At 47.0% G+C, this 25,462-nt stretch carries 22 protein-coding genes and 1 riboswitch; of the genes, 7 read left to right on the top strand and 15 right to left on the bottom strand.

The window, feature by feature from the left end:
- Nucleotides 1–264: 264 nt before the first annotated feature.
- On the bottom strand, nucleotides 265–1,821 hold the full coding sequence (locus tag OC538_RS14970) for an ABC-F family ATP-binding cassette domain-containing protein (protein WP_251701401.1): 1,557 nt from the start codon (nucleotides 1,819–1,821) through the stop codon (nucleotides 265–267).
- A 251-nt stretch (nucleotides 1,822–2,072) separates the two neighbouring features.
- The gene (locus tag OC538_RS14965; RefSeq protein WP_262176972.1) at nucleotides 2,073–2,588 is read right to left on the bottom strand and encodes a hypothetical protein; all 516 of its coding nucleotides are present in this window, start codon (nucleotides 2,586–2,588) and stop codon (nucleotides 2,073–2,075) included.
- 115 nt (nucleotides 2,589–2,703) lie between these two features.
- Nucleotides 2,704–2,803, top strand: a riboswitch (purine riboswitch).
- A 36-nt stretch (nucleotides 2,804–2,839) separates the two neighbouring features.
- Here OC538_RS14965 and OC538_RS14960 point away from each other — a divergent pair.
- Nucleotides 2,840–4,009 carry an MFS transporter gene (locus tag OC538_RS14960; protein WP_262176970.1) on the top strand — a complete coding sequence of 390 codons (1,170 nt, stop codon included), beginning with the start codon at nucleotides 2,840–2,842 and terminating at the stop codon, nucleotides 4,007–4,009.
- A 111-nt stretch (nucleotides 4,010–4,120) separates the two neighbouring features.
- On the opposite strand, the gene OC538_RS14955 is transcribed toward OC538_RS14960, so the two are convergent.
- The 4 genes from OC538_RS14955 to cysK all read right to left on the bottom strand — a co-directional run bounded on the left by OC538_RS14955 (nucleotide 4,121) and on the right by cysK (nucleotide 7,663).
- A complete protein-coding gene (locus tag OC538_RS14955) occupies nucleotides 4,121–5,104 on the bottom strand; it encodes an ABC transporter substrate-binding protein (protein WP_251696332.1) in 984 nt (327 codons plus the stop codon).
- Between the two features lie 23 nt (nucleotides 5,105–5,127).
- Complete coding sequence (locus OC538_RS14950) at nucleotides 5,128–5,880, bottom strand: ABC transporter permease (RefSeq protein ID WP_251696330.1); 753 nt, start codon at nucleotides 5,878–5,880, stop codon at nucleotides 5,128–5,130.
- Nucleotides 5,813–6,655: an ABC transporter ATP-binding protein gene (locus OC538_RS14945; RefSeq protein ID WP_251696328.1), complete on the bottom strand. Its 843-nt coding sequence runs from the start codon at nucleotides 6,653–6,655 to the stop codon at nucleotides 5,813–5,815. Before OC538_RS14945 ends, OC538_RS14950 begins: the two co-directional genes overlap by 68 nt.
- A gap of 66 nt (nucleotides 6,656–6,721) precedes the next feature.
- A complete protein-coding gene (gene cysK, locus OC538_RS14940) occupies nucleotides 6,722–7,663 on the bottom strand; it encodes a cysteine synthase A (RefSeq protein ID WP_262176964.1) in 942 nt (313 codons plus the stop codon).
- Nucleotides 7,664–7,806: 143 nt separating this feature from the next.
- Between cysK and OC538_RS14935 the strand changes: the two genes are divergently transcribed.
- On the top strand, nucleotides 7,807–8,580 hold the full coding sequence (locus tag OC538_RS14935; protein ID WP_262176961.1) for a DUF2268 domain-containing protein: 774 nt from the start codon (nucleotides 7,807–7,809) through the stop codon (nucleotides 8,578–8,580).
- Nucleotides 8,581–8,672: 92 nt separating this feature from the next.
- The gene (locus OC538_RS14930) at nucleotides 8,673–8,966 is read left to right on the top strand and encodes a hypothetical protein (RefSeq protein ID WP_251696323.1); all 294 of its coding nucleotides are present in this window, start codon (nucleotides 8,673–8,675) and stop codon (nucleotides 8,964–8,966) included.
- 62 nt (nucleotides 8,967–9,028) lie between these two features.
- Here OC538_RS14930 and OC538_RS14925 read toward each other — a convergent pair whose 3' ends face one another.
- Entirely contained in the window at nucleotides 9,029–10,417 is a 1,389-nt protein-coding gene (locus tag OC538_RS14925; protein ID WP_262176956.1) for an MATE family efflux transporter, read from the bottom strand.
- A 183-nt stretch (nucleotides 10,418–10,600) separates the two neighbouring features.
- On the opposite strand from OC538_RS14925, the gene OC538_RS14920 reads away from it, so the two are divergent.
- Nucleotides 10,601–11,695, top strand: a complete 1,095-nt coding sequence (locus tag OC538_RS14920) for a DUF2325 domain-containing protein (RefSeq protein ID WP_262176952.1) — start codon at nucleotides 10,601–10,603, stop codon at nucleotides 11,693–11,695.
- Between the two features lie 300 nt (nucleotides 11,696–11,995).
- On the opposite strand, the gene OC538_RS14915 is transcribed toward OC538_RS14920, so the two are convergent.
- On the bottom strand, nucleotides 11,996–13,720 hold the full coding sequence (locus OC538_RS14915; RefSeq protein ID WP_262176949.1) for a sulfate adenylyltransferase: 1,725 nt from the start codon (nucleotides 13,718–13,720) through the stop codon (nucleotides 11,996–11,998).
- 300 nt (nucleotides 13,721–14,020) lie between these two features.
- Between OC538_RS14915 and brnQ the strand changes: the two genes are divergently transcribed.
- Entirely contained in the window at nucleotides 14,021–15,337 is a 1,317-nt protein-coding gene (gene brnQ, locus OC538_RS14910; protein WP_262176946.1) for a branched-chain amino acid transport system II carrier protein, read from the top strand.
- A gap of 41 nt (nucleotides 15,338–15,378) precedes the next feature.
- Here the strand turns inward: brnQ and OC538_RS14905 are convergent, their stop codons facing one another.
- The gene (locus OC538_RS14905) at nucleotides 15,379–15,747 is read right to left on the bottom strand and encodes a spore germination protein GerW family protein (RefSeq protein WP_251696314.1); all 369 of its coding nucleotides are present in this window, start codon (nucleotides 15,745–15,747) and stop codon (nucleotides 15,379–15,381) included.
- Between the two features lie 145 nt (nucleotides 15,748–15,892).
- Between OC538_RS14905 and OC538_RS14900 the strand changes: the two genes are divergently transcribed.
- Nucleotides 15,893–17,113, top strand: a complete 1,221-nt coding sequence (locus tag OC538_RS14900) for a dicarboxylate/amino acid:cation symporter (protein WP_262176943.1) — start codon at nucleotides 15,893–15,895, stop codon at nucleotides 17,111–17,113.
- Nucleotides 17,114–17,174: 61 nt separating this feature from the next.
- Here the strand turns inward: OC538_RS14900 and OC538_RS14895 are convergent, their stop codons facing one another.
- The 5 genes from OC538_RS14895 to OC538_RS14875 form a co-directional block, all read right to left on the bottom strand.
- Entirely contained in the window at nucleotides 17,175–18,191 is a 1,017-nt protein-coding gene (locus OC538_RS14895) for an LLM class flavin-dependent oxidoreductase (RefSeq protein WP_262176940.1), read from the bottom strand.
- Nucleotides 18,192–18,313: 122 nt separating this feature from the next.
- The gene (locus tag OC538_RS14890; protein WP_251696308.1) at nucleotides 18,314–19,495 is read right to left on the bottom strand and encodes a NupC/NupG family nucleoside CNT transporter; all 1,182 of its coding nucleotides are present in this window, start codon (nucleotides 19,493–19,495) and stop codon (nucleotides 18,314–18,316) included.
- A 329-nt stretch (nucleotides 19,496–19,824) separates the two neighbouring features.
- Nucleotides 19,825–19,941: a YjcZ family sporulation protein gene (locus OC538_RS14885; protein WP_251628850.1), complete on the bottom strand. Its 117-nt coding sequence runs from the start codon at nucleotides 19,939–19,941 to the stop codon at nucleotides 19,825–19,827.
- Nucleotides 19,942–20,082: 141 nt separating this feature from the next.
- The gene (locus OC538_RS14880; RefSeq protein WP_262176931.1) at nucleotides 20,083–21,489 is read right to left on the bottom strand and encodes a serine hydrolase domain-containing protein; all 1,407 of its coding nucleotides are present in this window, start codon (nucleotides 21,487–21,489) and stop codon (nucleotides 20,083–20,085) included.
- A 556-nt stretch (nucleotides 21,490–22,045) separates the two neighbouring features.
- Nucleotides 22,046–22,471, bottom strand: a complete 426-nt coding sequence (locus OC538_RS14875) for an SRPBCC family protein (RefSeq protein ID WP_262176927.1) — start codon at nucleotides 22,469–22,471, stop codon at nucleotides 22,046–22,048.
- A gap of 140 nt (nucleotides 22,472–22,611) precedes the next feature.
- Here OC538_RS14875 and OC538_RS14870 point away from each other — a divergent pair, with 140 nt between their 5' ends.
- The gene (locus tag OC538_RS14870) at nucleotides 22,612–23,511 is read left to right on the top strand and encodes a hypothetical protein (RefSeq protein WP_262176924.1); all 900 of its coding nucleotides are present in this window, start codon (nucleotides 22,612–22,614) and stop codon (nucleotides 23,509–23,511) included.
- Between the two features lie 260 nt (nucleotides 23,512–23,771).
- Here OC538_RS14870 and OC538_RS14865 read toward each other — a convergent pair whose 3' ends face one another.
- Nucleotides 23,772–25,352 (bottom strand): FAD-dependent oxidoreductase, encoded by a 1,581-nt coding sequence (locus OC538_RS14865; protein WP_262176920.1) that lies wholly within the window; start codon nucleotides 25,350–25,352, stop codon nucleotides 23,772–23,774.
- Between the last annotated feature and the right edge of the window lie 110 nt (nucleotides 25,353–25,462).

The following is a 25,462-nucleotide window of genomic DNA, read 5'->3' as shown; positions in this document are numbered from 1 at the left end:
CAGGTGCCCTATTATTCACGTCTAGACTCCGGGCGCTAATGGCTGCCTTAATTTCTGCAAAAACCGCAGAAATACGGCAAATCAAACACTGCGCAGTTCGATTCGCTCGGGTCATAAGCCAGCTCCGCTGCACGGCAAAAGACGCCGTTTCGTGCCCGCATGGATGCGGGTATGCAGTCGTTGCCACAGGACGTGGCGAACTTAGACTGCCTTCCTCGGAAGTCTTATGCCTGTCGCAGCTGAGCGAGCGCCCTCCGCTTTTGTTTAGAACATTTTCGTCGTCCAGTTTTCCCCATTCCATACATCCGTTACAACGCCTTCATAGAAATCAGGCTCATGTGAAATAAGTAAAACGCTGCCCTTATACTCCTTCAACGCACGTTTCAATTCAGCTTTCGCATCGACGTCGAGATGATTCGTCGGTTCGTCGAGGACGAGCAAATTCGTTTCCCGGTTGATAAGCTTGCAGAGGCGTACTTTCGCCCGTTCTCCCCCACTCAGGACTTTCACCTTGCTCTCGATATGCTTCGTCGTCAAACCGCATCGCGCCAACGCCGCACGCACTTCATACTGCGTGAAATGCGGGAATTCATCCCATACCTCTTCTAAACAAGTGCGATTTGATTCCGTCTTCATCTCCTGCTCGAAATAGCCAATTTCAAGATGATCGCCAAGTTCCACTGATCCTGCTAGAGAAGGAATTTCACCAAGGATGCTGCGCAAAAGCGTCGTCTTCCCGATTCCGTTCGCACCTGACAACGCAATCTTCTGCCCGCGCTCCATCGTCAGATCGAGCTCCCTTGACAGCGGCTCATCATAGCCGATAACGAGGCCTTTCGTTTCGAATAAATAACGCCCCGGTGTACGGGCAAGCTTGAAATCGAATTGCGGCTTCGGCTTTTCCGCATCGAGTTCAATGATATCCATCTTGTCGAGCTTCTTCTGACGTGACATCGCCATCCGGCTCGTTGCTGCATTCGCTTTATTGCGCGCAACAAAGTCCTTCAAATTGGCGATTTCCTTCTGTTGCTTTTTGAACGCCGCTTCCACTTGTTGCTTCTTCATTTCATGTACACGCAGAAACTCATCGTAATCCCCTGCGTACCGCGTGACCTGCTGATTTTCCATATGATAGATCAAGTTAATGACGCTGTTCAGGAACGGAACATCATGCGATATGAGGATGAACGCATTCTCATAGTTCTGCAAATAAGTGCGCAACCACTCGATATGCTCGACGTCCAAAAAGTTTGTCGGCTCGTCAAGGAGCAGGATATCCGGCTTTTCCAGGAGGAGCTTGCCGAGCAACACTTTCGTACGCTGCCCACCGCTCAGATCATGGACATCGCGCTCCAGCCCGAATTCATCCAAACCAAGTCCGTTCGCCACTTCATCGACTTTCGAATCAATGATGTAAAAGTCGTTATTCGTCAGCTCATCCTGCATCTGCCCCGTTTCCTCGAGCAGCTTCTCGAGCTCATCCGCGTCGACTTCACCCATCTTCGCAAAAAGGACATTCATTTCCGCTTCCAAATCATAGAGATATTGAAACGCCGTCCTGAGCACATCACGAATACTCATCCCTTGCTGCAGCACGACATGCTGATCCAAATAACCGACCCGCACCCGCTTCGCCCACGCAACTGTTCCCGCATCCGGCTCAAGCTTCCGGGTAATGATGTTCATGAACGTCGATTTCCCCTCGCCGTTCGCACCGATCAGTCCGATATGCTCGCCTTGCAATAACCGGAACGACACATCGTCGAAAATCGCCCGATCCCCGAACCCGTGACTTAAATTACTTACTGTCAATAAACTCATATATTGTACACCTATTCCTTCTGTCAAAATAAATTTCCTTAAAAACGCATAAAACCGTAGAAGTACGCATAATTCTTCGCATACGCGCATAAACCGCTCCAAAAGCTCATAATACGTTTTTCCGACGCATAAATCGCGAAAAGCACGCATAAATGCTCTCAAAAGCGCATAAACGCGCATTCATCCAACTGTCCTCCATTATATAGCGATTTCCCTTCTCGGGATAGAGCATATCCAAAAGTTTTTCACGCTCAAACGGCATGCAGTACGCGCAGCGCCATCAGAACACTATGCAGAAAGTCCGGGATCTCTCGCATATTTTCCTCATTTATTTTCGTCCTGAATTTCACTTCGACGTTATTTGAGAAGCCGGTTCGCTCCTCCCCGTACAGGAAACTCAATGTTTGAGTGACGAGCACTTCATTTTCCCATATATCGCTCAACGCCTCTTCAATTTGCGGGCATTGCTCCGATTCCTGTTTGACATGCTTTTGGAAGCACAATGTCAGTGAACATCCGGGATTTCCCCCGGGCATTTCCATTATTTCATTCGCCAAATCCTGTAGAGCTGCCTCCAGAATGATTTCAGCTGATACATCCTCTATATCGAAAAGCGTAAATTGCAAAGCGAATTTCCTTGCAAGGATAGCAAAATCCATTTGATCCGATCGGTTGATGATCCTTATTTCACGCTCGATCGTATCGAGATCATATAGTTGGTTTTCAAATGCGACTTTAAGATTTTCAAATACTGTCGGATCGTACAAATTAATTCCTCCAAAAAATTGATATGCCATTACTTTCAATGTAACCATTTTTCGTTCGGAAAAGGAAATTTTTCTTGATATAATGCCCAAACCATGTTAGATTGATGAATGGAAAATTTCATACGTTTGATATATATGTATAACCTCAATAATATGGATTGAGGGTCTCTACCAGGAACCATTAACTCCTGACTACAAAGGAACTCACTTTGCAGTCGGGAGTTTTTTTATTTTTCAGAGGAGGATTTTGCATGAACTTTAGAGTATTCATCATTGCCATTTCAACGATTACAGTCGGCCTCGTTGAATTGATTGTCGGTGGCATTTTGCCGATTATCGCGGATGATTTGAACGTTTCAATCGGAACCGCCGGACAGCTCATAACGGTATACGCGCTCGTGTTTGCCATTGCGGGTCCGGTATTACTATCTTTAACCGCGAAATTTGAAAGGAAAAAGCTGTATTTGTTTTCAATGTCTGTCTTTTTCATCGGAAATATATTGACATATTTCAGCCCTACTTTCACATTCTTGATGATTGCCCGAATCATCACCGCGTTAAGTGCGGCGCTTCTCATCGTCCTTTCCTTGACGATTACCGCGCGGATTGTCGATGTTCCTCATCGTGCAAAAGCGCTCGGTTATATTTTCATGGGGCTTAGTTCTTCCCTCGTATTAGGCGTGCCACTCGGTATACTTATTACGAATGCATTCGGCTGGCGCAGCGTCTTTTTAGGGATTGCTGTCCTTTCAATCGGCGCATTCATTCTTATCTCCATATTCCTTGAGACAATGGAGAGGGGAGACGTTCTTCCGCTTTCCGCGCAAATCAAAGCACTGGCGAATAAAAAAATCGTCTTTGCCCACTTTGCGATGATGTTCATGTTGGCTGGCCATTATACGGTTTACGCCTACTTTACGCCATTCCTGGAAACGAAACTGCACCTGAACCAATACTGGATCAGCATCTGCTACTTCCTATTTGGGTTAGCGGCAGTTGGTGGCGGAGCATTCGGGGGCAATCTTGCAAACTGGATCGGATCGAAGAAGAGCATTCTCGTCATTATTGGCGCTTTCGCAATCAGTCTATTCGCATTGCCCTACTCGACATTCTCTTTACCGTTCTTCATTGTCATCATGATGGTTTGGGGTGCATTAAGCTGGGCCCTTGCGCCGCCGCTGCAGGATTATATTATCCAGGAAGATCCTGTTACATCTGATATCAATCAGAGCTTCAATAATTCTGCTATACAAGTCGGGATTGCAGTAGGGTCGGGAATTGGCGGGGTCGTATTCGGCTATTCCGATTCGGTCACAAGCATGCCGACTGTCGGTAGTGGAGTCGTCGTCTTGGCGTTCATATGTGCTGCCGTTTCTATATCTATGGCTACTGGGAAGGCAAAGCGTATGCGGGAAGCCTAAGCCGATTGTTACTAAATGAATTGCAGATGGATCCCTTTTACCAAATTGGGATCCTATTTTTATTGCCAAGAAAAAACGGAACCCGGCAAACAGGTTCCGTAGGTGGCTTTGTCATTCTCCCAACAAATAAGAGAGATCAATCATCCCCTTGATGTCGCTGCTTGTAACATAGCCCGCTTCCTTGCTGATGTCCGCCATTTCCTGGATCACTTGCTCATTCACATCGGTTGTAACTTCAAGCTTCGCGAATGCAGCGGCTGTCTCTTTTTCATTAATTTCCTTGCCCGTCAAATCTTTAATATGCTTAATGACCAAGCTTTGAGCTTCCTCCGGGTTTTGCTGGATGAACTCGACTGCCCGCTTGTGCGCTTTCAAATATGCTTTGGCAAATTCTTTGTTCTTCAAGAACTCATCACTTGCTGCTACGACTGTGTTCGTGGATTCCTTCCCCCATGCAAATTCATCCCAGTCGAGGATCAGCTTGCCGTTCGCTTGCGTTTCAAGGATATTTCCCCACGGTTCTTGTGTGGCCGCAGCATCGACCGAGTTTTGAACGAAGAGTGTCGCGGTATCTGCAGGTGCCGCCGCAAATAATTCGACTGTGCCGCCATTCGATGTTGTTTCAAGATTAACCTCTTTCAACGCTTTTCGAAGCATGACGTCTTGCGTGCTTCCGATGACAGGGATGGCGACTTTTTTGCCGTCTAGATCGGCAAGCTCCGTAACGCCGCCGCCTTCACTCGCGACAAGCACAGCTCCCCCGTTCACTGCTCCTGAAATCAAACGGAATGTCGGGTTTTTCACGTAGAAATTCAGCAATGGTCCAGGACCGACTGTACCGACGTCTATCGATTTCGTCGTCATTGCTTCCATGAAGAGACCGCCGTTGCTCACCGTTTTCGTTTCGATCTTCACATCGTCCCCGAATTCCTCCGCGAAATAGCCGTTTTCAAGCGCAACAATCGTAGCGATATGGGTCAAATTCGGGAAGTATCCGATTTTCACGGTCTTGCCGCTTGACGAAGACGAACCGCATGCAGATAGGATCCCCACTACTAAAACCGTTAACACTGTCATAATCAATGACTTTTTCATTATCCATTTCCCCTTTGTATAGGTCATGCAAGACCCCATTTTTTCTGAACAGAACGCTCCAAACGCATAAACACGACATTGTCCATAATCGTCCCGATCACCGCGATGATGATCATCACGGAAATGACGAGATCCATTTGACCGAGGGAACGCCCTGTTTCCAGCAATTGCCCCAGCCCTCCGCCAGAGCCAAGCAATTCCCCTGCCATCAATGCCCGCCATGAAAATGCCCAAGCAATGCGGAGGCCCGATAGCAATTGCGGAACGGAGGCCGGCATAATGACGGTGCGAATGAAATGGAGCCCTGTCGAACCGAATGTTTTGGCGACCCGTTGGTACAAGGTCGGCACATTTCGGAATCCACTCGTTGCACTGACGGTCATCGTCCAAGTGGCACCGATCGTGACGATGAACAAGATCGCAAAATCATTCAATCCGAACCAGATGATTGCGAGCGGAAACCAGACGATGCTCGGAATGGACTGCAACGCGGTAACGAGGAAGCCGAGTGTATCCTCGACCAGCTTATAGCGCCAAATGAGATAGCCCATGACGACACCTAAAACGATTGCTATCGCAAACCCAATCAGCAGCCGGCTCATGCTTTTGCCGATCGCCGCTACAATCTGCCCGTTCACGAGGCCGTTGAAAAGTGTCTCCAATACTTGTGTCAGTCGGGGAAACATGAAATCCGGCAACACCGAAAGTCTAGATGTGACTTCCCATATCACCGCTATCATTGCGATGAAGATGATTCGTCTTAAAGCTGTAGTCATCACCCATTTCCTCCTTTAACACCTTTTCGATTTCCTCTTCCAAAATAGCTAAAATCCGTTGCTCCGTATGCAATGTCACACTATCGGGCAACACGCCGTCCGTCGATGTCGGAACAGGAATGACTTCCTTCACCTTTCCGGGACGTGTGCCGAACACGATCACTTTTTCCGAGAGTAAAACGGCTTCCCTGATATTGTGCGTAACGAAAAAGATTGTCACTTTCGTCTTCTTCCATATATCGATCAATTCTTTATGGAGCACCATCCTCGTCTGTTCATCGAGCGCGGAGAACGGTTCATCCATCAGGAGAATATCCGGTTCCATCACTAACGCCCTCGCAATGGATACCCTTTGCTTCATTCCCCCCGATAGTTGGTGCGGATAGGAATGGATATAGTTGCTCAGGTGAACCATTTTCAGCATGTCGATCGCTTTTTCCTCGGCCTCTTGTTTCGGCATCTTTTTCAGCAGCAAGCCATACTTCACATTTTCCAAAACGGTCAACCATGGGAAAAGCCCAGCCTCTTGGAAAACGACAACCCGGTCGGGGCCAGGCTTCTTCACTTCATTCCCGGCAATGCGGATGTTGCCTTTATCCGCCTTCTCCAAGCCTGCAATCATATAGAGGAGCGTCGATTTGCCGCATCCGGAAGGACCGACGATGGAGACGAAGCTCCCTTTTTCCATATCGATATCAATATGGTCGAGCACTTGAACATGCTCATTTCTATCATTGAGAAAACTCTTCTCGATTCCATCGATTGTTACATACATTTCTACGCACCTCGACTTCCCTTATTCGTTTAGTCGGAATTAATGTTATGAAAATGGAGAGGACATTTATTCCTCTCCTTCGTAATCAAATAAATCACTCGATAAATACCGTTCACCATTATCGGGTGCAATGCAGACGACGGTATCATCCGGGGTCAACCGTTTCGCCACTTGCATCGCCGCATAGACGGAAGCCCCTCCGCTCGGTCCTAGCAGCAAGCCTTCACGCGCCGCCAACTCACGGACCGTTTGATAGGCGTCCTCGTCTTCAATCTTGAAAATCTCATCATAAACGGATGTATTTAATATCGATGGAATGAACCCTGGACTTGTTCCGACAAGTTTGTGCTTCCCTGGCTTTCCGCCGGATAGGACGGGAGACCCCGCCGGTTCTGCTATATGCACTGTAATCATGCTATCGTATTCCTTCAAATATTCACCGGTTCCTGTAACGGTACCGCCAGTTCCCGCTGTACAGACGAAAGCGTTCAGTTTTCGGTTCAACGATTCCATCGCCCGAATGATTTCAGGTCCTGTTGTATGCCGATGAATATCCGGGTTCGCTTCATTTTCAAATTGCATTGGAATGAAGCTGTTCGGAATTCCCGCCGCAATTTCCTCCGCCTTTTGAATGGCTCCCGGCATTTTTAAATCACTTGGTGTCAATACAACCGTTGCACCGTATGCTTTTAAAATATTAATCCGCTCAAGTGTTGAAGAATCAGGCATGACGATGATCGTCTTATATCCTCTCGCCGCGGCGCTCATCGCGATTCCGATTCCTGTGTTTCCGGATGTCGGTTCAATGATTGTATCCCCGGGTTGTAATAGACCCGCCTTTTCCGCTTCGATTATCATATTGTATGCCGCCCGGTCTTTTACGCTTCTGCTCGGATTAAAATATTCGAGTTTCACATAGACGTCAGCACCCTGTTGATCGGGAAGGCGATTCAACCTTACCAAAGGCGTGTCACCGATCAATTCGGCTATATTATTCACTACTCGCAAGCCGGTCAACTCCTTGTCGTTTATTAGTTTAATTGATTATAGCAGATTAATCCCTATAATACATAGTAATTTAGTATACTTTGAACACTCAGTCATTCCAGTTCTCTCTAGAATATGATAATTCAAAAAAGAGGTGTCGCAGTATGACTGTCGTTCGGACTGACAAATGGATTGAAGAATCGGGTGGAGACCCATCCGAAGTTTGCGCGAACTTATCCCGGTACTTCCCAACTGTTTCCGTCTCTGATATCCATCATCATTTAACGATGTTCGGCATGTACCTCTCCGCAAAACAAGGGAGAGCGCTAACGAAGAAGCTGCAATCGAATAACGTATGGGATATTTCCGTAAATGAATTGGAGCTGTTGCGCAGCAAATGGAAAGGGCCATCCGTTCCCGTCTTCATCTTCCCGTCGGATTCAGATAACAAAGTGTTGGCTCGCGAATTCAAAGGAAAGTCCGGGTTAGCTTATGCAGATAAAATCTTTTTATTTATTTCGCCCAACAATACGGAAACTGAAATAAAGGCGATATTGACACATGAATACAACCATGTATGCCGGCTTAATATGTTTCCCAAGCGAGAAGAGGACTGTACGCTGTTAGATACAATCATCCTGGAGGGGCTGGCGGAAGTTGCAGTTGCGGAACGATTCGGCGAGGATTTCACCTCTTCCTGGACTTCACTTTATTCAGAGAGACAGTTGGCGAGGTTCTGGAAAGAATTCGTCTATCCGAATAGGAATCACCTCAAAGAGAGCAAAATCCATGATAAAGTTCTCTATGGTTTGAGCCGCTATCCACATATGGCAGGTTACGCTGTCGGCTATTATGTCGTCCGGAACTTCTTAAAGGGTACGGACTTCCATGTCGTTGACTTATTGACCCGCCCATCAACAGAGATTGCACAACTATAAAGAGCGCAGATACACTGGTGTGTTTGTCCTCCCTGAAGAAAAATCCCTCACATATGATGTATTATGTTGAATCGAAATGGGGTGACAACACGATGTCAGTTCAAAACTATCATTCTTTGTGCAGCAGGCATACCGGAAGAGCGGTCGTCATCGGAACGAGAGATGGACGAACACATAGAGGGATCATTCAAGGTGTCAGAGGCAATCGAGTTTTTTTAGAACCATTCGGCCGCCAAAGAAATTTAGGCGGATTCGGATACGGATTTAGATACGGATACGGCTATGGAGGACGTGGATTCGGCTTTGGGCGTGGGTTCGCTTTCGGTGCAGGCATTGCACTCGGATCAATCGTAACCTTTGCGCTACTCCCCTTTTTCTTCTTTTGATGATAATAGAGCAGGCCTCTCACTTTGAATCTAGTGAGAGGCCTGCTCTTTTTATTTTTCATTCAAACAGTTTCCGGTTTCGGTTCGATTTCAGATACAGGTTCAACAAGCGCGTACCTTTCCCACGCCCTGCTCTTCCATCGGAGCGACATGACGATCGCGCGCAGCCATTCATCCATGATGACGGCGAGCCATACGCCGACAAGCCCGAGGTCAAGGACGAACACAAAGAAATAGCCGACCGGCAGACTCATCATGACCATCGAGATGGCTCCCATCATGACAGGGAACTTCGCGTCGCCTGAAGCACGGAGTGAATTAATGATAACCATATTGAACGTCCGGCCGGTTTCGAGTAAACATGATAACAGCAAGACAGAAGCACCAAGCTGGATGATCTGCTCATTTTCAGTGAACAGGCGCATGAGTGGATAACGGAACGTCATGACGAGCGCCACTAGCACAACCGTGCAGACGAGTGCACGCTTAAGAGATGCCCAAACTTGCCGGTATACTTCATCCTTCTCGCCGCTTCCGACGAGCCGGCCGACGATGATCGATGTCCCGAGCCCAATCGCGAGTGCAAACAAATAGCTGAACATCGAAATGTTCGTCGCATATTGTCTCGCGGCAAGCGCCTCCGTCCCTAGGAAAGTGACATAGTAAAGGAAAATGATTTGGCACGCCTGGTACAGGATCTGTTCGAACGCTGAAGGGAGCCCGATATTCAAAATCTTTTTAACGTATTCCTTCGACCACGTAATGTAATAACGGAATTCAATGCGGTATTCAAGCACCCGATACAGCAGCCAAATAAAGACGAACATTGCAATCACCCGGCTGCCGACAGATGAAATCGCTGCCCCTTGTACGCCTAAAGCAGGCATCCCGAACTTCCCGAAAATGAGCGCATAGTTCCCGATGACGTGGATGATGTTCATGCCGAGCGAAACGAACATCGTCTGTTTCGTAAACCCGTGCACACGAATGACTGCCGCGAGCGAATTGATGACAGCCTGCAGGAAAATCCCTCCGCCGACGATAATCAAATAGGCTTCCGCATGGGCAAGGACATCACCCTGCAAATTCATCGCATTCATCATGCGGCTTGTGAATAGAATGAACACACCACTAATTCCTAATCCGACAAGTAGATTCAAGGACACAGCGATTGCTGAAATCTTCGATGCTTCAATATAACGCCTTGAACCTAAATATTGTGAAACAACGATTGCCGCACCGTTTCCGACAACCTCCAGAACGAGAATGGCAATCATCACGTATTGATTCGCCGCCCCGACGCCGGATACTGCGTCATCGGATAACGCACTCAACATGAATGTATCCGCCAACCCCATCAACATGAACAAAAATATTTCAAGAAAAATCGGCCACGTCAGACGAAACAAATTAAGTTTCTTCCCCGGGCCGTTGGCTGCAACTGCTGCCATCTATCTATCGCCTTCATTTCTATTTAAGATGTTCAAAACAGGAAATAGCTTACCATAAAAATTAGTACTTTCACAATGGGTATGCTTGATATTTTCAAAAAATATTTTCGCGACTAGGCTCCACCAAATCTTTATCAATATGTTGTGAAAATTAAGTTATAATTAGTGAAAGGAGTTGAATAAATGAAACAGATTTCTGATGAACTAATCAGCTGTATCCATCAACTGACGGAAGAAAATGTTGCTGAAACAAGGGAACGGGTCAACAAGCTATTCGATTTCATCGAACTATCGATGGGATTATGGGGCTCCATCCCAACGATTAATGGTTCGGACGAACGTGATAAGAAGGAAGGGGAAGCACTTACTTCACGTAATGAAACATCCCAGAGAATGATCGTCACGAGCAGTACTGATGCGACGAATCTAGGAACCCCTATGGAAAGAAAGTTGAAAGGCGGGATTTTAAAAGGAAAACAAGGGGATATATACGTCCCGGAAAAGATTGTGAGGATGCATGGGTTCGAACATGGGGATTATATTGAGGCAATCGGAGATAGTATAAAAGATTTAGTGTTTATTAAACGAAAAAACAGTGTGACAAAGGATGATAGTAATCGGATTGAAATCGATTATTGTGTCCTCACAAAGACGTCTGATGGATTATTAGTTGCAGATCAAACAATCGCAGATGGAAAGCTATCGAGAATAAAACTTGATGGCGAGTCCCCCTATCAATTTTTAATTAGCCAAAGAGATATTGATTCGTATAGTTTGAAAGACGGAAGCGTAGTGGCGATTGCTTACCATGAATCCGATCCCTTATCGTTCCGTGTCGTCTGGTGTTATCCGGAACGCAATAGTGAAATCGCAAGGCCCGAACCGAAACCATCTAGTTTTTATAAAGATAATACATCGAAAAAGGAAAATATGTGGACTGATATTGAATTGAACTTATTAAGAGATAAAAAAATAGTTATTATCGGAGCTGATTTCAGAAGCGCGGATTTCTTGCCACTTGCGGAAAACGGAAACTTTTCATTGGATATTTTCAGTGGAGATGAAAGCAGGAACCGTATCAAAGCCGCTGTTAAAAATATGGACTTGATCATTTCCGCAAGCGAGCATTCATCGCACCGCAGCAGCGGATTGGCGAAGGAATGCGCTAAAAAGTATAAAATCCCATTCCGCGCGGCGCCTACTAGTCAGTCATCAATAAAAAAAGCGATGATTCATGGAATCAAGGAGTCCTATATACCATTTCATTCATTTTTTTAAGAGAGTACTGGAGGACTGGGAGGTCCGGTTTCCAGCACTTTTTTTATTTGCTGGGAGCTTATTAAGGGCGAGTGATCGTAAGTCAAAGCAAGTGATCATAAATCACGGCGAGTGATCATAAGTGTCGGCATGTGATCATAAGTCACGACGAGTGATCATAAATCAAAACAACTGATCATAAGTCACGGCGAGTGATCATACATCACGATAAGTGATCATAAGCCACGACGAGTGATCATAAATCTCATTAGTAACGTGAAAAAGCTTTCCACCTACTGGCGGAAAGCTTTTTCTCTCGACTTATTTTCCTTCCTCCGGCTCATCGCTGCCGCGGTAGCGCTTATACGGCAGGACATTCCACGTCCGATAGTCGAAATCGGCCGCGCGAAGCACTTTTGGAATATCCCCGAGGATTTTCTTCGCCACTTCCAACTCCCGCAACGATTCCTCTTTATCCTGATACATGAATTCGTCCGAAGCGGTCTCCGGCGCCTGCTTCACTTTCTCCTCCAAGTCCTGGATGACCATCCGCTGCTGCGTCTGCAAGGATTCCCTTGCGTCCATCACCCATTCAGGTTGCATGCCACGGTTTGTGTCACCCACGCTCGAATATTCCTCGAAAATTTCCTGATAGATCCGGTCGGCATTCGCACGGACGTCCAGATTCACCATTTCGAGATCATCGTTCGTCAAATCATCGACCTTCAAAGGCGATTTTCGCTTCCGTCCCCCAAGTCTTGTACGCTCCAAATAGAATGGGAACATGCTCTTAATAACCTTTCCTACTGGCGAGATAGCGCTTTCAAATTCATCAAGGCCTTTCGGTTGGACGCCTTGGATTGCGATCCGCGCAGATTCCGGACGGACGATTTCCTTCGGTGGCATGATGCCGTGGCGGAGCATTTCCCGGATGCCCGTTCCAGAAATATTGATCCGGTATTGATTGTCATGCGGGCAAGACTGCTCTGTCGCGGGTGCGTCACAACGCGTGCAGTAGAACACCTCGTGGAAAAGTCGAATGTCGATTCCGAGTTCCTCCGGTTTGAATTGATCAAAAATGGTGTGGCTCGCATATTTATCATAATAATCGCCGATCCCCGCATGATCCCGTCCGATGAGTGCATGTGTGCATCCGTAATTTTTCATGATAAGTGCGTGCAGCACCGTCTCCCGCGGACCAGCAAAAATATACGTCACCCGCAAAGGTGCGAGGATGGACCGACCTTTTGGATAATACGTATCCAGCACGCTTCTATACGATAGCATCCGGAATTCATGGCGCGTATATTCGCGTTTCGCCATTTCGACCAGCGGCTGAAGGAGCAAACCGTCGATTTCTTCCAATGCATTTTTATGGATGTATTCATGTCCGCGGTGCAGTGGATTCGCCCCTGTAATGAACCCTGCAGCGGAACGGAATTTCTTCACTTCATAGAATTCATGCCATGTATCTTTCGGTTCGAGACGCAGCTTCTCGAATGGCCCCCAGTCAACCCGCTGCAATAACCGGATCGGGCCGCCGAGCGCGACATCGCCCATCCTCCTGAAAATCGCATCCACACCTGGATGATTCCGATCGGTCGTGCCGAATAGATGGGAAGCCCGGTACTCCTTATCATATGCAAAAATATCGTCAATACGTAAAATCGCCACTGGCTCGTTCTGTTCATCGCAAAGCGCCACTTCGTCCCCCACGGATAGCGTTTCGATGATTTCCTTGTTGCGGTTGCCAATCGGCGCAAAGCTGAGTGGAACTGGCCAAACCGTCCCATTCGCCAAGCGTCCTTCAGTCAACACAGACTTATAATCCACTTCATTCATGAATCCTTCATTCGGAGATAAGACGCCTGTCGCAATCATTTCAAGCGTAATGACCGCTTCCAAATCTACCATGATGGAAGGCAGCAATCTAGCCTTTTCCAGCTCCTCGTCCCTCTTCGCCCCCGTCAATACTTTGTCCACCAGTTTTCCCCCGTGCGGCTGTTGAGGGTAGTTGGCAAACCGATTTTCTGTAACGTTTAACATCCCAATTCCTCTCCATTCCAATTCATATTCATAAAATAATATTCTCTTCTGAATAATAACATACTTTTAAACTTGTATATAGTTATTATCAGAAATTAATAATTTTTCTCTTTTCGACAAAAATGGGTAAAAGTTATAGCATGGGTATGTTAAAATCGTTAATGGCGTTTTATGACGAATTATGCGTTACCATTTACAAATATGGACTTATTGGGAGATTTATGGGTTATGCGGACCTATGACCATTTATGCGTGTAGACCGCTTTTATGCGCTTTCTAAATATGTTGGAGGGAACAAGTATGAACGATTTTACAAATAAGGATACATTGAAGTTAGGGTTACTGATGTTTGCGCTGTTTTTCGGCGCCGGAAATCTGATTTTCCCTCCGCTCGTCGGGCAGCTGGCAGGAGGAAATGTATGGATTGCGATTGCCGGGTTTCTCATTACCGGTGTCGGCCTTCCGTTTCTCGGTGTCGTTGCGGTAGCGATGAGCGGCAGCCAGTTGAGGGATCTCGCAGGAAAGGCACATCCTTTATTCGGCCTAGTCTTCGCAATTATTGTCTATTTAGCGCTCGGACCATTGTTTGCAGTTCCGCGCACGGCGACGGTCACGTTTGAAATGGGACTGGCTCCTTTCACTTCCGATTCGGCGGAGAGGATCGCTTTGCTGTTATTCACAGTCCTCTTTTTTGCGGTCACCGCTTGGCTGTCAATGAAGCCGAGTAAATTGGTCGACCGTTTCGGGAATGTACTGACCCCGGTTCTCCTGGTCCTTGTCGCTTTCATCGTCACGGTAGGGATTATCAGGCCTGCCGGGACAATCGGACCGCCACAGGAACCATACATCCAAAATCCTTTCATCAAAGGATTCATCGAAGGTTATTTAACGATGGATGCGATGGCTGCACTCGTATTCGGCATCGTCATCATCAACGCGATCAAAGCTAAGGGTGTATCGGATAAGAAAGTGACCCTAGCCATTACGATGAAGGCAGGCGCCTTTGCCGTTGCGGGTCTTTGCCTCGTGTATGCCGGGCTCGCTTATCTCGGAACAACGAGTCGGCTTGTTGCACCGGATGCTGCAAATGGCGGGGAAATTTTAACGCAGCTCGTTTATTCACTGCTCGGGACGACTGGACAAGTGTTGCTAGGTTTGGCTGTACTCCTTGCTTGCCTGACAACATCCGTCGGCCTCGCTTCTTCATGTGCCGCCTTTTTCTCGGATACATTTCCAAAATTTTCGTATCGGCTCGTGGTGCTGATCATCTGCATTTTCAGTGCGTTCATTGCGAACATCGGGCTTACGCAATTAATCGAGATTACATTGCCAGTTCTCATCGGGGTTTATCCGCTGGCGATCGTCTTGATTACAATCAGCTTCTTCCATAACTGGTTCAACGGCCACCGGGAAGTGTATCTCTTCGCACTGGCTGCGGCTGGATTTATCGGTTTTTTCGATATGCTTAAGGCGTTCGGCCTTCCGATCGCTCCGGTTACCGATATGCTCCGCCACTTGCCCCTTTACGAAGAAGGGATCGGTTGGATACTCCCCGCCATTGTGTTCGCTGGAATCGGCTTCGTAATCGCTTCGGTCCGAAAGTGCGCACATCAATAGAAATGACTAAAGGACTCCAGCATGCAGGGAGTCCTTTTCTTTCACCGCTTTTTACTTGATTTCTTTCCTAAGAAGAAAAACAGACCCGATAACAACATCATTACGATGATTTGCCTACCGCTGCGAGTCGGTTTGAATGTAACTCGTTCAGGTGTGATTTCATAGACACCTACAGGGCTGACTCTAAAGCCTCCACCGCCTCCGTTATTGCCTGCGTTGTCGCCTCCTCCTCCAAAACCGTATTGCAGCTTCGCAACAGGAATCACTTTCGTCAAGCCGACTTCGACTGGATCTCCGAATACAAGCGAGACATCCTTATGATCAGCAAACTTCTGGAACAATGTTTTGACGGGCGTCTCGACAAATTCCTTCCGTTCAGCAGTATCCACTTGTTCTTGCAACTGCACCATCGTCCATCCCTCCTTTCCTACCTATTCGACATACTGGCGCTACTTCCCTTTTCAGAAGCATGTATTTTGACACGCTGACCACACTGTATTAACGTGGAATTCAGAATTCCTTCAATACTCGCAGTTCTGAAAAGGAGGCGTCGTGATGAAAAGCATTTTCAAATCATATTTACGTGCTTCATTAATAATGAAAATTTCGGTCGCCTTAGTTCTTGGAATTGTTGCAGGTTTCCTATTGGGGGAACAAGCCGTAATCCTAGCACCGCTCGGCGATCTTCTTCTCCGTCTGCTCACCTTCCTGATCATCCCACTCATTTTATTCACACTCATCGTAGGGATAAATCAGACGAACATTGCCAATTTAGGGCGTATGGGCAGCAAGGTTTTCATCTATTACACAGTCACTTCGGCGCTCGCGATCGTCGTCGGCCTGCTCGTCGCCAGCATGTTGCGGCCAGGCAGGGGGATGCATCTCACTGGCAATGAATCATTCGAGGTTCCGGACAATCCAGGCATCGTACAAGTGCTCCTCAATATCGTGCCGTCCAATATCGTCGCCGCTTTTACGGAAATGAATCTACTCGGCATCATTTTTACAGCGCTCGCTTTCGGAATTGCGATTTCCGCCATGCGTTCCTCTGAAAAACATGCCGGGTTGGGCGATTCATTACTGACGACGATTACAGCGTTGAATGAAGCTTCCCTTCTTATTTTGAAAGCGATCCTGCAATACGTGCCGATCGGAATTTTCGCGATCATCGCGAATACGGTCGGCAGTCAAGGCATCGATACGCTTCTTTCATTAGGCGGCATGATCGGCGTCTTTTACGCTGCGCTACTCGTACATATCATGCTGTATGCCGTTCTCCTGCTTCTTTTCGGAATCAAACCCGGGTCTTTCTTTAACTATGCACGCACGCCGATGATCACTGCATTTGTCACGCAAAGCAGCACGGGCACATTGCCCCTTACACTGGGTGCGGCGAAAAAAATGGGGGTTCCAAAAAGCTTATACGGCTTCAGCCTGCCACTCGGCGCAACTGTCAATATGGATGGCGCCGCAATCCGCATAGCGGTATCCGCTGTATTTGCCGCCAATGTCGCCGGTACCCCGCTCACCATTTCCGATATGGTGATGGTCGTATTGATCGGGACGCTCGCCTCCATCGGGACAGCAGGGGTTCCAGGCGCAGGAATCGTCATGATTGCGACCGTGTTCGTCCAACTCGGCTTGCCGATGGAAGCGGTGGCGTTGCTGACTGCAATTGATGCTTTGATCGGCATGGGGGCAACCGCAGTGAACGTCACTGGCGACCTCGTAGGGACAAGATTGATTGATCAGCATGAAAAAAGAAGGAAAATATGAAAAAGCCAAGCATCGGGTTATCCGTCCGATACTTGGCTATTTTATTCATAAAGCAAGGTAGTCATGCCATCATTTCAGCGACAATCTCATACGAGCGGAGGCGGTCCCCGTGGTTGAAGATCCCTGAGCTGATAATAAATTCGTCAGCTTTCGTCATTTCCATGAACGCTTCCAATTTCCGCTTGACCGTTTCAGGGCTGCCGACAATCGTTGATGGCCAATCCAATAATTCGGCGACGGCGGCTTTTTCCAACTCGTTCCAGACAGCGTCAACATCATCGAGCGGCGGCTTGAATTCCGTCGTGATCCCTTTCCGGATATTGAGGAACATTTGTTGGTGCGAAGTTGCTAGCCATTGCGCCTTTTCATCTGTATCCGCGGCAATGATGTTAATTCCAAGCATTGCGTACGGTTTTTGAAGATCCTTCGATGGCTTAAAATTACGGTGGTAAAGATTTAGCGCATGCATCATATAGGTCGGTGCAAAATGACTTGCGAATGAAAAAGGAAGACCTAATTCCGCAGCTAGCCGCGCACTGAAATCACTCGATCCGAGAAGCCAGATCGGAATATCCTGCCCTTCCCCTGGAATCGCGCGGACGCGGGCGGTAGGGTCATGCTTGAAATATGCGCGCAATTCGTCCAGCTGGTCAGGGAAATCGTTGCCGCTGCTCTGCAACGTCCGTCGCAGCGCATAAGCCGTTGCCTGGTCGCTGCCGGGAGCGCGTCCTAAGCCTAGATCGATCCTGCCCGGATATAATGCATCAAGCGTGCCGAACTGCTCTGCGATGACGAGCGGTGCATGGTTCGGCAGCATGACGCCTCCCGCTCCGACACGGATCGTTTCCGTCGCACCTGCCACGTGACCGATGATGACAGACGTCGCCGAACTTGCGACTCCGGACATATTATGATGTTCGGCAAGCCAGAATCGGTTATAGCCCCAGTTTTCGGCATGTTGCGCAAGATCGACACTGTTTTTAAACGATTGTCCGGCATCGCTCCCTTCGTTGATCATCGCAAGATCAAGAATCGACAGCGGGATGCCGTTGAATTTCTTCGCTCTATTAGTTATCAATTGCCTCACTCCAATTGTAGTGAATAGGTATTATTCTTCCATTCCATGATACCCGTTCGGCACTCCTACTTCCATTGAAGGGGATTGAGGCACAAAAAAAGAGCCCCTGACTAGGGACTCCCTTACAACATAATTCCAGTGACCGCCGCCGTCAATAAACTGACCAACGTCGCCCCATAGAGTAATTTCAAACCGAATTTAGCGACCGTATTCCCTTGCTCTTCATTCAAACCTTTCACAGCTCCGGAAATGATTCCGATTGAAGAGAAGTTCGCGAATGATACGAGGAAGACGGAAATAATGCCGACCGACTTGTCCGACAGAGATGATGTAATTTTAGCCAAGTCCATCATTGCCACGAACTCGTTCGTCAGCAATTTCGTTGCCATGATTGTGCCGGCTTGTACCACTTCAGATGCCGGAATGCCGACGATGAATGCAAATGGTGCAAATACATATCCTAACGCGGTCTGGAAGCTGACGCCGACTGCCGCCTCAAAAACACTGTTAATCATGCCAATCAATGCGACAAAACCGATCAACATCGCACCGACTATGACCGCCACTTTAAAGCCATCCATAATATATTCGCCTAACATTTCGAAGAAGGACTGTTTTCTCTCATCCTTAATTTCAATGATATCCTCATCCTCCGACACTTCGTAAGGATTGATAATATTGGCGATGATGAATCCACCGAACAGATTCAAGACGAGTGCGGTAATGACATACTTCGGTTCAATCATCGTCATATATGCCCCTAGGATTGAAGCGGAAACCGTTGACATAGCTGACGTACACAACGTATACATCCGATGCTTCGGAATATGCGGCAGCTGTTTTTTAATGGAGATGAACACCTCGGATTGTCCAAAGATCGCAGAAGCGACCGCATTGAACGACTCCAATTTCCCAAGGCCATTGACTTTGCTCAATACTAATCCGAGAAAACGGATAATGATAGGAAGCAGCCGAATATACTGGGCAATCCCGATAAGTACGGAAACAAAAACGATCGGCAATAAAACATTCAAGAAGAAAGGAAAAGAGCCTTCGTTGGCAAGCCCGCCGAAAACAAAGTTGATCCCTTCTGCAGCATATTCTAAAAGCTTATCGAAAGCATTCGCCACTCCCCTAATCAGGATGAGGCCAACTTCGGTGTTCAATAAAGCGAACGCCAATACGAGCTGCAAACCGATCATCGTGACAATCGATTTATATTTAATCTTCCTTTTACCATTGCTTACGATGAACGCAAGGATAAAGATAACAAGTAATGCCGCAATGAAGATAAGGAATTTCAAAGCGGTTTCCCCCTCTCTGGATGCATAAACTATGTGTGGAGCAAACAATGCCATTTTCTTATATCTTCCCAAGTCGGGAATCACTTTAGTTATTCGACAATCCCAGTGTTTATATACAAAAAAATAATAATCGTCATAAGCGCCAAATTAGTCGGATAAGAATGAAAATGTTATATGTTTTTTCCCAACTTGCCTATAATAACATAGATTTCCCTGAATTAGGATTGACAAAATTAGCACATAAAAAAATAGAGAGCACGCGGTTGCGCCCCTCTCCACTTTTTGATTTTCATGCATTTTCCGTTAATTTATTTACTAATAATTTTTTCTTAACAGTATCCTTCACCTAGGTATGCTGCTCCGACAATAATTAGTAGAATAAACAATACGACGATCAACGTAAATCCGTTCCCATACCCAACATTGCCACCGACTTCATTCGACATTCTTCAACACCTCCAAAATCCCTGATGCTGTTATTCTATGTATGCAAACCATCCTTGCCCATGACATTCCCCTAGAAGGCTTCTTTTCGCTTCATGGAATAAAAAAAGCCTCCCACATGATTGTGAAAGACTTGCTACAAGTTAAACGTTTTCCTTCAATATATGCCTACCGCCATAGACGATCCGCTCAATTTCTCCGTCTTTGTTTTCAATGAACTGCAGAATGCCTTCTTTCTCATCTTCATCGATAAAAAAGTTTTTCCCAATGCATTTCAACTTCCGGCACACTTCATTCGATTCAATACTTAATTGGTTATCCTTCAGAGTCACCTTCACATTCATTCCTTCGCTCGAGGTGAATGTGCCTACGAATTTTCGCAGTTCCCCCGCATCGACTTCCCGGACTTCATGCGCTGAAGGGGAAGCATCCAACTTCCGGCCTTCCGTGACATTCAGCGTACTCAGCAACAGGCCGCCCGCATCCACGTCTGAAACGTTCGTCAGAATCACGCCCGCCTTCTTCTTTTCAACGATTGCACACATATAAGAAGAAACGCCTTTCAATCCGCCGCCATGGCTGATCAATGTAGAGCCGAAATAATCGGGGACAATCCGCAACCCATACCCGTAGCATCTCCCTGGCTCATATTCGACATGCGGATGAATCATCTGCTCGACGCTTTCTTTCGATAAGATCCGCGTCCCACCAACGACGCCTTCATTCCAATACATCTCCAAATAGCGGAGGATGTCATTTGCTGTCGACTTCAAATAACCGACCGATCGCATTGACGGTGCATCCCACCAAAGAGGCGCCTCATACACGTGAGAGCCGTCTTTCGCCTTCATGTAGAGCGTTGTTACGTTTTCGATTTCGTCCAACCGGTCAAGCGAGTAGAAACTGTTCTTCATTCCCGCTGGCTTCAAAACGTTCTCTTCGATGAATTCCTCATAAGGCTGTCCGCTCACCCTGCTAATGATGACGCCAAGCAACCCATACGAATCATTCGAATAACTGTAAAACTGACCCGGTTCTCCGAGCCATTCAAAGTCGTCCGCCGCCATGAACGCAAGCATTTCATCATACGTCTCGATATGCGGTCCCGGATTGCTCAATAGGTCCAATCCATAATCTTTTGCGGAAGGATCCTGCTCGATGCTGTTCTTCCGCGCATACACATGCGTCGCAAGCGGCGGATAGCCCGCAGTATGCGTCATCAGATGATGGAGCGTGATCCGCTCCACTTGTGTTCCCGGCTTCTTCAACTCCGGAAGGTACTCAACAATCCGATCATGCACCGACAACTTCCCTAGCTCCTGCAGCTTCATAATGCCCGCACTCGTAAACGACTTCGTCATCGAAGCAATCCCGAATACCGTATCTCCCGTCACCGGCAGCTTTTGCGCTACATTCCGATAGCCGAATTCCAGCTCGTACATCCTCTCGCCGTCTGAATCAATGCCGATTATCGCCCCCGGAATCAACTGCTTCTCGACATAATCCCGCGCATACTCATGAAACGGTTTCACCGCTGCTGTCTCTCCCATGTAAATTCCCCCTAGATACTACTTCATACTATGGTTATTCGCCACGTCGCAGGTTTTCCCTCTTTTCTCATCATCGCTGCCCATCCTAAGCGGCGCAGAGATCGCCAAAAACGCATAAATTCTATTATTCACGCATAAAACGCTGGAGAAGTCCATAAAACTCGAAATCCGCGCATAAAGCCGCAAATCCACGCATAAATCACCGCAGACACGCATAAACTCCAACAATCACGCATAACGCTTATAAGTTTGTAGGAAATCCACTTTAATTCAGCTGTGCACGTTCGTGGAAATGGCACTGCAACTCGTTGCCACCGTTTCGAGGCGGTTTACCACCGATTCGGCGGACGTCACCACCGATTCTCAACGGTTTACCACCGGTTTGACGGACTTTACCACCGATTCCGATGAATTTATCACCGAATGACTACAATTCATGAGCTATCGATGGCGGAAATAACAAAACCAGATGAGGAAGTATCCGCATCTGGCACTTATCACTTATCCTACATACTCTTGCTTGCATACGAAAACACTTCGCTGCCGATTTGCGCAATCATTTTACTAACGAAGCCCGCAATGTTGTGATGCCATTTTCTAAGTACCCCTTCATGCAAGTGAGCATATACACCCAGCCCCCTTTTTGGTCCAGCATTTTGTAGAGGATTTCAGGATCGTCCGCGTTAAAGCCCGATTCGGTTACTTCCATGATCGTACTTCCATCCCTCTCGTGGAATGTCATCGTGACCGTCGTTTTTCCCCAATTGAAAACAATTTCCTTGTTCTCTTCAACTATCAATACCTCGATATCCCCTTCGGCACCATATTCCTCGTACCTCCAAGTGATTGTCTTACCCTGTTCTACTCTTCCCGTACCTGATGAAAACCAATAGCCGCCCATTTTCTCAGGGTCGACAATCGCCTCGAACACTTCACTTGCCGGTTTATTGATTTTCATTTTTGTTGTTATGTCTGTATTCATCTTCCCACCTCCACTATTTCTACTTTATATATTCGATTTGTTGGGCTGTAAATCCTCTTGATTAAATGAATCCTTGTTCATCCTCCCAATCCGGTATACAGTTAGAAGGTATTGGAAAATTCGAAAAGGAGCTGCATCAAGTGGTTATCAAAATACAGCCCACACAACAACAGCTAGATCACTGGATTGAAAAATATGTACCTGAAAAGGATTTGTTTTTCCTTAGGGAGAGCGATTTATCTTTATTCCAGAAAGATGTAGTAGGAACTTTGGTTTTCCCTAGAGAAGAATTTTTCAAGCATTCCTCCTACAACGGCATTCAAATGGTGAATAGTTATATGTACTGGATGATTTCAAGAGATGCCGAGCTTGTAATCGTTGCGCAGCCTGAGTGGATCACCTCACTTTCCGACGTAACGAGAAATGCGCTGTTTGCGTTGCAATATGAGTTAGGAAGAGGTCTAGTCGGTCCGCTTTCGTTGTTGCCTGAGCATGATTCATTTCCGGAGGACTACATTTTGGAAATGAACGGAGAGAGACTCGGTGTTTTGCAAAGGGCGATGTGGACGAAATTGCCCACTTCCATCAAAGAAGAAATCACCCGCAAGACCGCACAGCAATACGATGAATGGACTTCCCTGCAACCACCTGATTCCACGCCTACTCATTTGAGCAAATATGCAAATACATTTTCCACAGAGCCAGGTGCCAATTGCCTGGCCGCCACCCTGTTCGCCATCAGCTCCGAGCCTAGTTTGGACGAATGGATAATTCACGAATGGATTCATGGCGATACTTTTATGAGGAAATTGACCCTAGCCTCATTCAAGAAAGTCGAAGACCGCTTTAATGCAGGAGATGCTGTCGTCTGGATTGATGAGAATGATAATGTTCAACATGCAGCCTATTGCATTGACGGACAATTGTTTTTCAATAAAAATGGACAGACGTATTTCAATCCGTGGAAGATTGTTGACTGGGCGGAGTTGGAGGAAGAGTGGAAACGGTTTAAGCCTTGTGTATATCGGAGAGATTTGTAGAAACACTTTCGCGAAAATGAATAGACCTTAGAAGGCGAAGAATGGACCCTTGTGCGAAAGAATGGACCTTGAAATGAAAAGAATGGACCCTTGCGCGAAAGAATGGACCTTGAAACAAAAAGAATGGACCCTCGCGCGAAAGAATGGACCTTGAAACGAAAAGAATGGACCCTCGCGCGAAAGAATGGACCTTGAAATGAAAAGAATGGACCCTCGATGAAAAAACCCATCCGGCATGTTGCCAGATGGGGCGTTTTAATTCAATATCCCGAGTCCTCAGAAGTCAAATTATCCATAATCGTATAATCATATGTCTGCAGCGGTTTTTCTGCAGGACCTTCAACCACTTCGCCCGTCGGTTTAAACCTGGATCCATGGCATGGGCAGTCCCACGTCCGATCGCCGCTATTCCATGTAACTTCGCATCCCATATGGGTACACGTCGTATCGACAATATGGATTTTTCCTTCGTCATCTCGGTAAGCGCCTTTCCGATGACCGTCAATTGTCACGGCCGCGCCCTCCCCTTTGGCTAAATCATCGGGGCTTCTTTTCGGTGAACCAAGCTTTCCTTTAATCAACTGGCCGACAACATTTGCGTTTTGGACGAGGAAGTTTTTCAAACTTGGGTGTGCATAGAATCTTGACGGAGTGTACAATTCCTCAAATCTACTTTCTTTTCCAGTGACCATATCGCGGAACAGCAATGCAGCGGCCGTTCCGTTGGACATTCCCCATTTCCGGAAGCCGGTTGCAATGAGGATATTTGGATTTCCGGAAGTTAATTCGCCGATGTATGGCAGTTTATCCAATGTGACTAAATCCTGCGCCGACCATCTTTGAACGATCTTCTCGAGACCGAAAACCTCTTCGCCGAATTGCTCGAGCGACTTGTAATGCTCCATTGTCTCCACTTCACTTTGACCGGTTTTGTGATTCTCTCCGATGATGAGAACCAGTTCTTCGCCATTGTTGTCCTTGACAGAACGTAACGAACGAGTCGGTTCATCCGCACTAATGTACATGCCCGCCGGGAATTCCTTTTTCGCTTTCACCGCAAGAGCGTATGACCGATCCGCATACATCCTTGTCGAATAAAGGCCTGTCCCCTCGTAAAACGGGAAATGCGTGCAAATCAGCACATGCTTGGCGCTGATTCGATTGTCGTCACGAGTCAGAACGACTGGCTGCTCGCCCGTTTCAATATTGACAGCTACTGTGTTCTCAAAGAGTTGCCCACCCTTTTGCTGAAATAAATTAAGTAAGTGAACCAAATATTTGGTCACATGGAACTGGGCTTGATTTCTCATGACAAGGACATTTTGCACATTGTCAATTTCAAAAGGGATGCCATCGACTAAGCCGCCATCGATATGAAGCTTTTCATAGGCTTGCGCTTCCTTCTCGATTTTGCGTGCGTACTTCTCAGAGACGGAGTAAATATACGCATCTTCGTTTGTTAAATCACAATCAATCTGATGCTCCTCCACTGTTTTTCTAATAAAATCAAGAGCCTCAATATTCGCTTCGTAATACAATCTTGCCGTATTCCGCCCCATGTTTTGAATGAACTCATCATAAATTAAATCATGCTGCGCCGTAATTTTCGCGGTCGTATGCCCCGTTGTCCCGTTCAACACTTTATCAGCTTCAATAATGGCTACCTTGAGTCCTTCATTTGCCAATAAATACGCGGATGTAATCCCGGTGATGCCCGCACCAACAACAATTACATCTACTTCGAGATCTTCCTTCAAACTCGGAAAGGTCGGAAAGTCGACACTCGTCCTCCAAAACGGCTCCGGATGTTCCGGCAATTTTCCATTGCTTTGACTATTCATTTCTTGCCCTCCTGTAGGTTGTACTGTAGATAGGATTCCCATTGGCCGGCGGAATGTAAACATGGAGATGATTTTTAAAAGGTGGAGGGCAAACGAAAACTCCGCACACG

Origin of the sequence: Saccharococcus sp. Marseille-Q5394, from assembly GCF_946901335.1 — a bacterium.
Taxonomy (GTDB): domain Bacteria; phylum Bacillota; class Bacilli; order Bacillales_A; family Planococcaceae; genus Sporosarcina; species Sporosarcina luteola_C.
The sequence above is the reverse complement of the archived record's forward strand: the minus strand, read 5'-3'. Positions and strand labels throughout refer to the sequence as shown.

Coding starts and splice junctions, on each gene's coding strand:
- OC538_RS14900 (WP_262176943.1), top strand. CDS start 15,893: ATGAAAAGCATTTTCAAATCATATTTACGTGCTTCATTAATAATGAAA.
- OC538_RS14960 (WP_262176970.1), top strand. CDS start 2,840: ATGAACTTTAGAGTATTCATCATTGCCATTTCAACGATTACAGTCGGC.
- OC538_RS14920 (WP_262176952.1), top strand. CDS start 10,601: ATGAAACAGATTTCTGATGAACTAATCAGCTGTATCCATCAACTGACG.
- OC538_RS14930 (WP_251696323.1), top strand. CDS start 8,673: ATGTCAGTTCAAAACTATCATTCTTTGTGCAGCAGGCATACCGGAAGA.
- OC538_RS14925 (WP_262176956.1), bottom strand. CDS start 10,417: ATGGCAGCAGTTGCAGCCAACGGCCCGGGGAAGAAACTTAATTTGTTT.
- OC538_RS14875 (WP_262176927.1), bottom strand. CDS start 22,471: ATGAATACAGACATAACAACAAAAATGAAAATCAATAAACCGGCAAGT.
- brnQ (WP_262176946.1), top strand. CDS start 14,021: ATGAACGATTTTACAAATAAGGATACATTGAAGTTAGGGTTACTGATG.
- OC538_RS14945 (WP_251696328.1), bottom strand. CDS start 6,655: ATGTATGTAACAATCGATGGAATCGAGAAGAGTTTTCTCAATGATAGA.
- OC538_RS14865 (WP_262176920.1), bottom strand. CDS start 25,352: ATGAATAGTCAAAGCAATGGAAAATTGCCGGAACATCCGGAGCCGTTT.
- OC538_RS14905 (WP_251696314.1), bottom strand. CDS start 15,747: ATGGTGCAGTTGCAAGAACAAGTGGATACTGCTGAACGGAAGGAATTT.
- OC538_RS14880 (WP_262176931.1), bottom strand. CDS start 21,489: ATGGGAGAGACAGCAGCGGTGAAACCGTTTCATGAGTATGCGCGGGAT.
- OC538_RS14935 (WP_262176961.1), top strand. CDS start 7,807: ATGACTGTCGTTCGGACTGACAAATGGATTGAAGAATCGGGTGGAGAC.
- OC538_RS14970 (WP_251701401.1), bottom strand. CDS start 1,821: ATGAGTTTATTGACAGTAAGTAATTTAAGTCACGGGTTCGGGGATCGG.
- OC538_RS14915 (WP_262176949.1), bottom strand. CDS start 13,720: ATGTTAAACGTTACAGAAAATCGGTTTGCCAACTACCCTCAACAGCCG.
- OC538_RS14885 (WP_251628850.1), bottom strand. CDS start 19,941: ATGTCGAATGAAGTCGGTGGCAATGTTGGGTATGGGAACGGATTTACG.
- OC538_RS14955 (WP_251696332.1), bottom strand. CDS start 5,104: ATGAAAAAGTCATTGATTATGACAGTGTTAACGGTTTTAGTAGTGGGG.
- OC538_RS14950 (WP_251696330.1), bottom strand. CDS start 5,880: ATGACTACAGCTTTAAGACGAATCATCTTCATCGCAATGATAGCGGTG.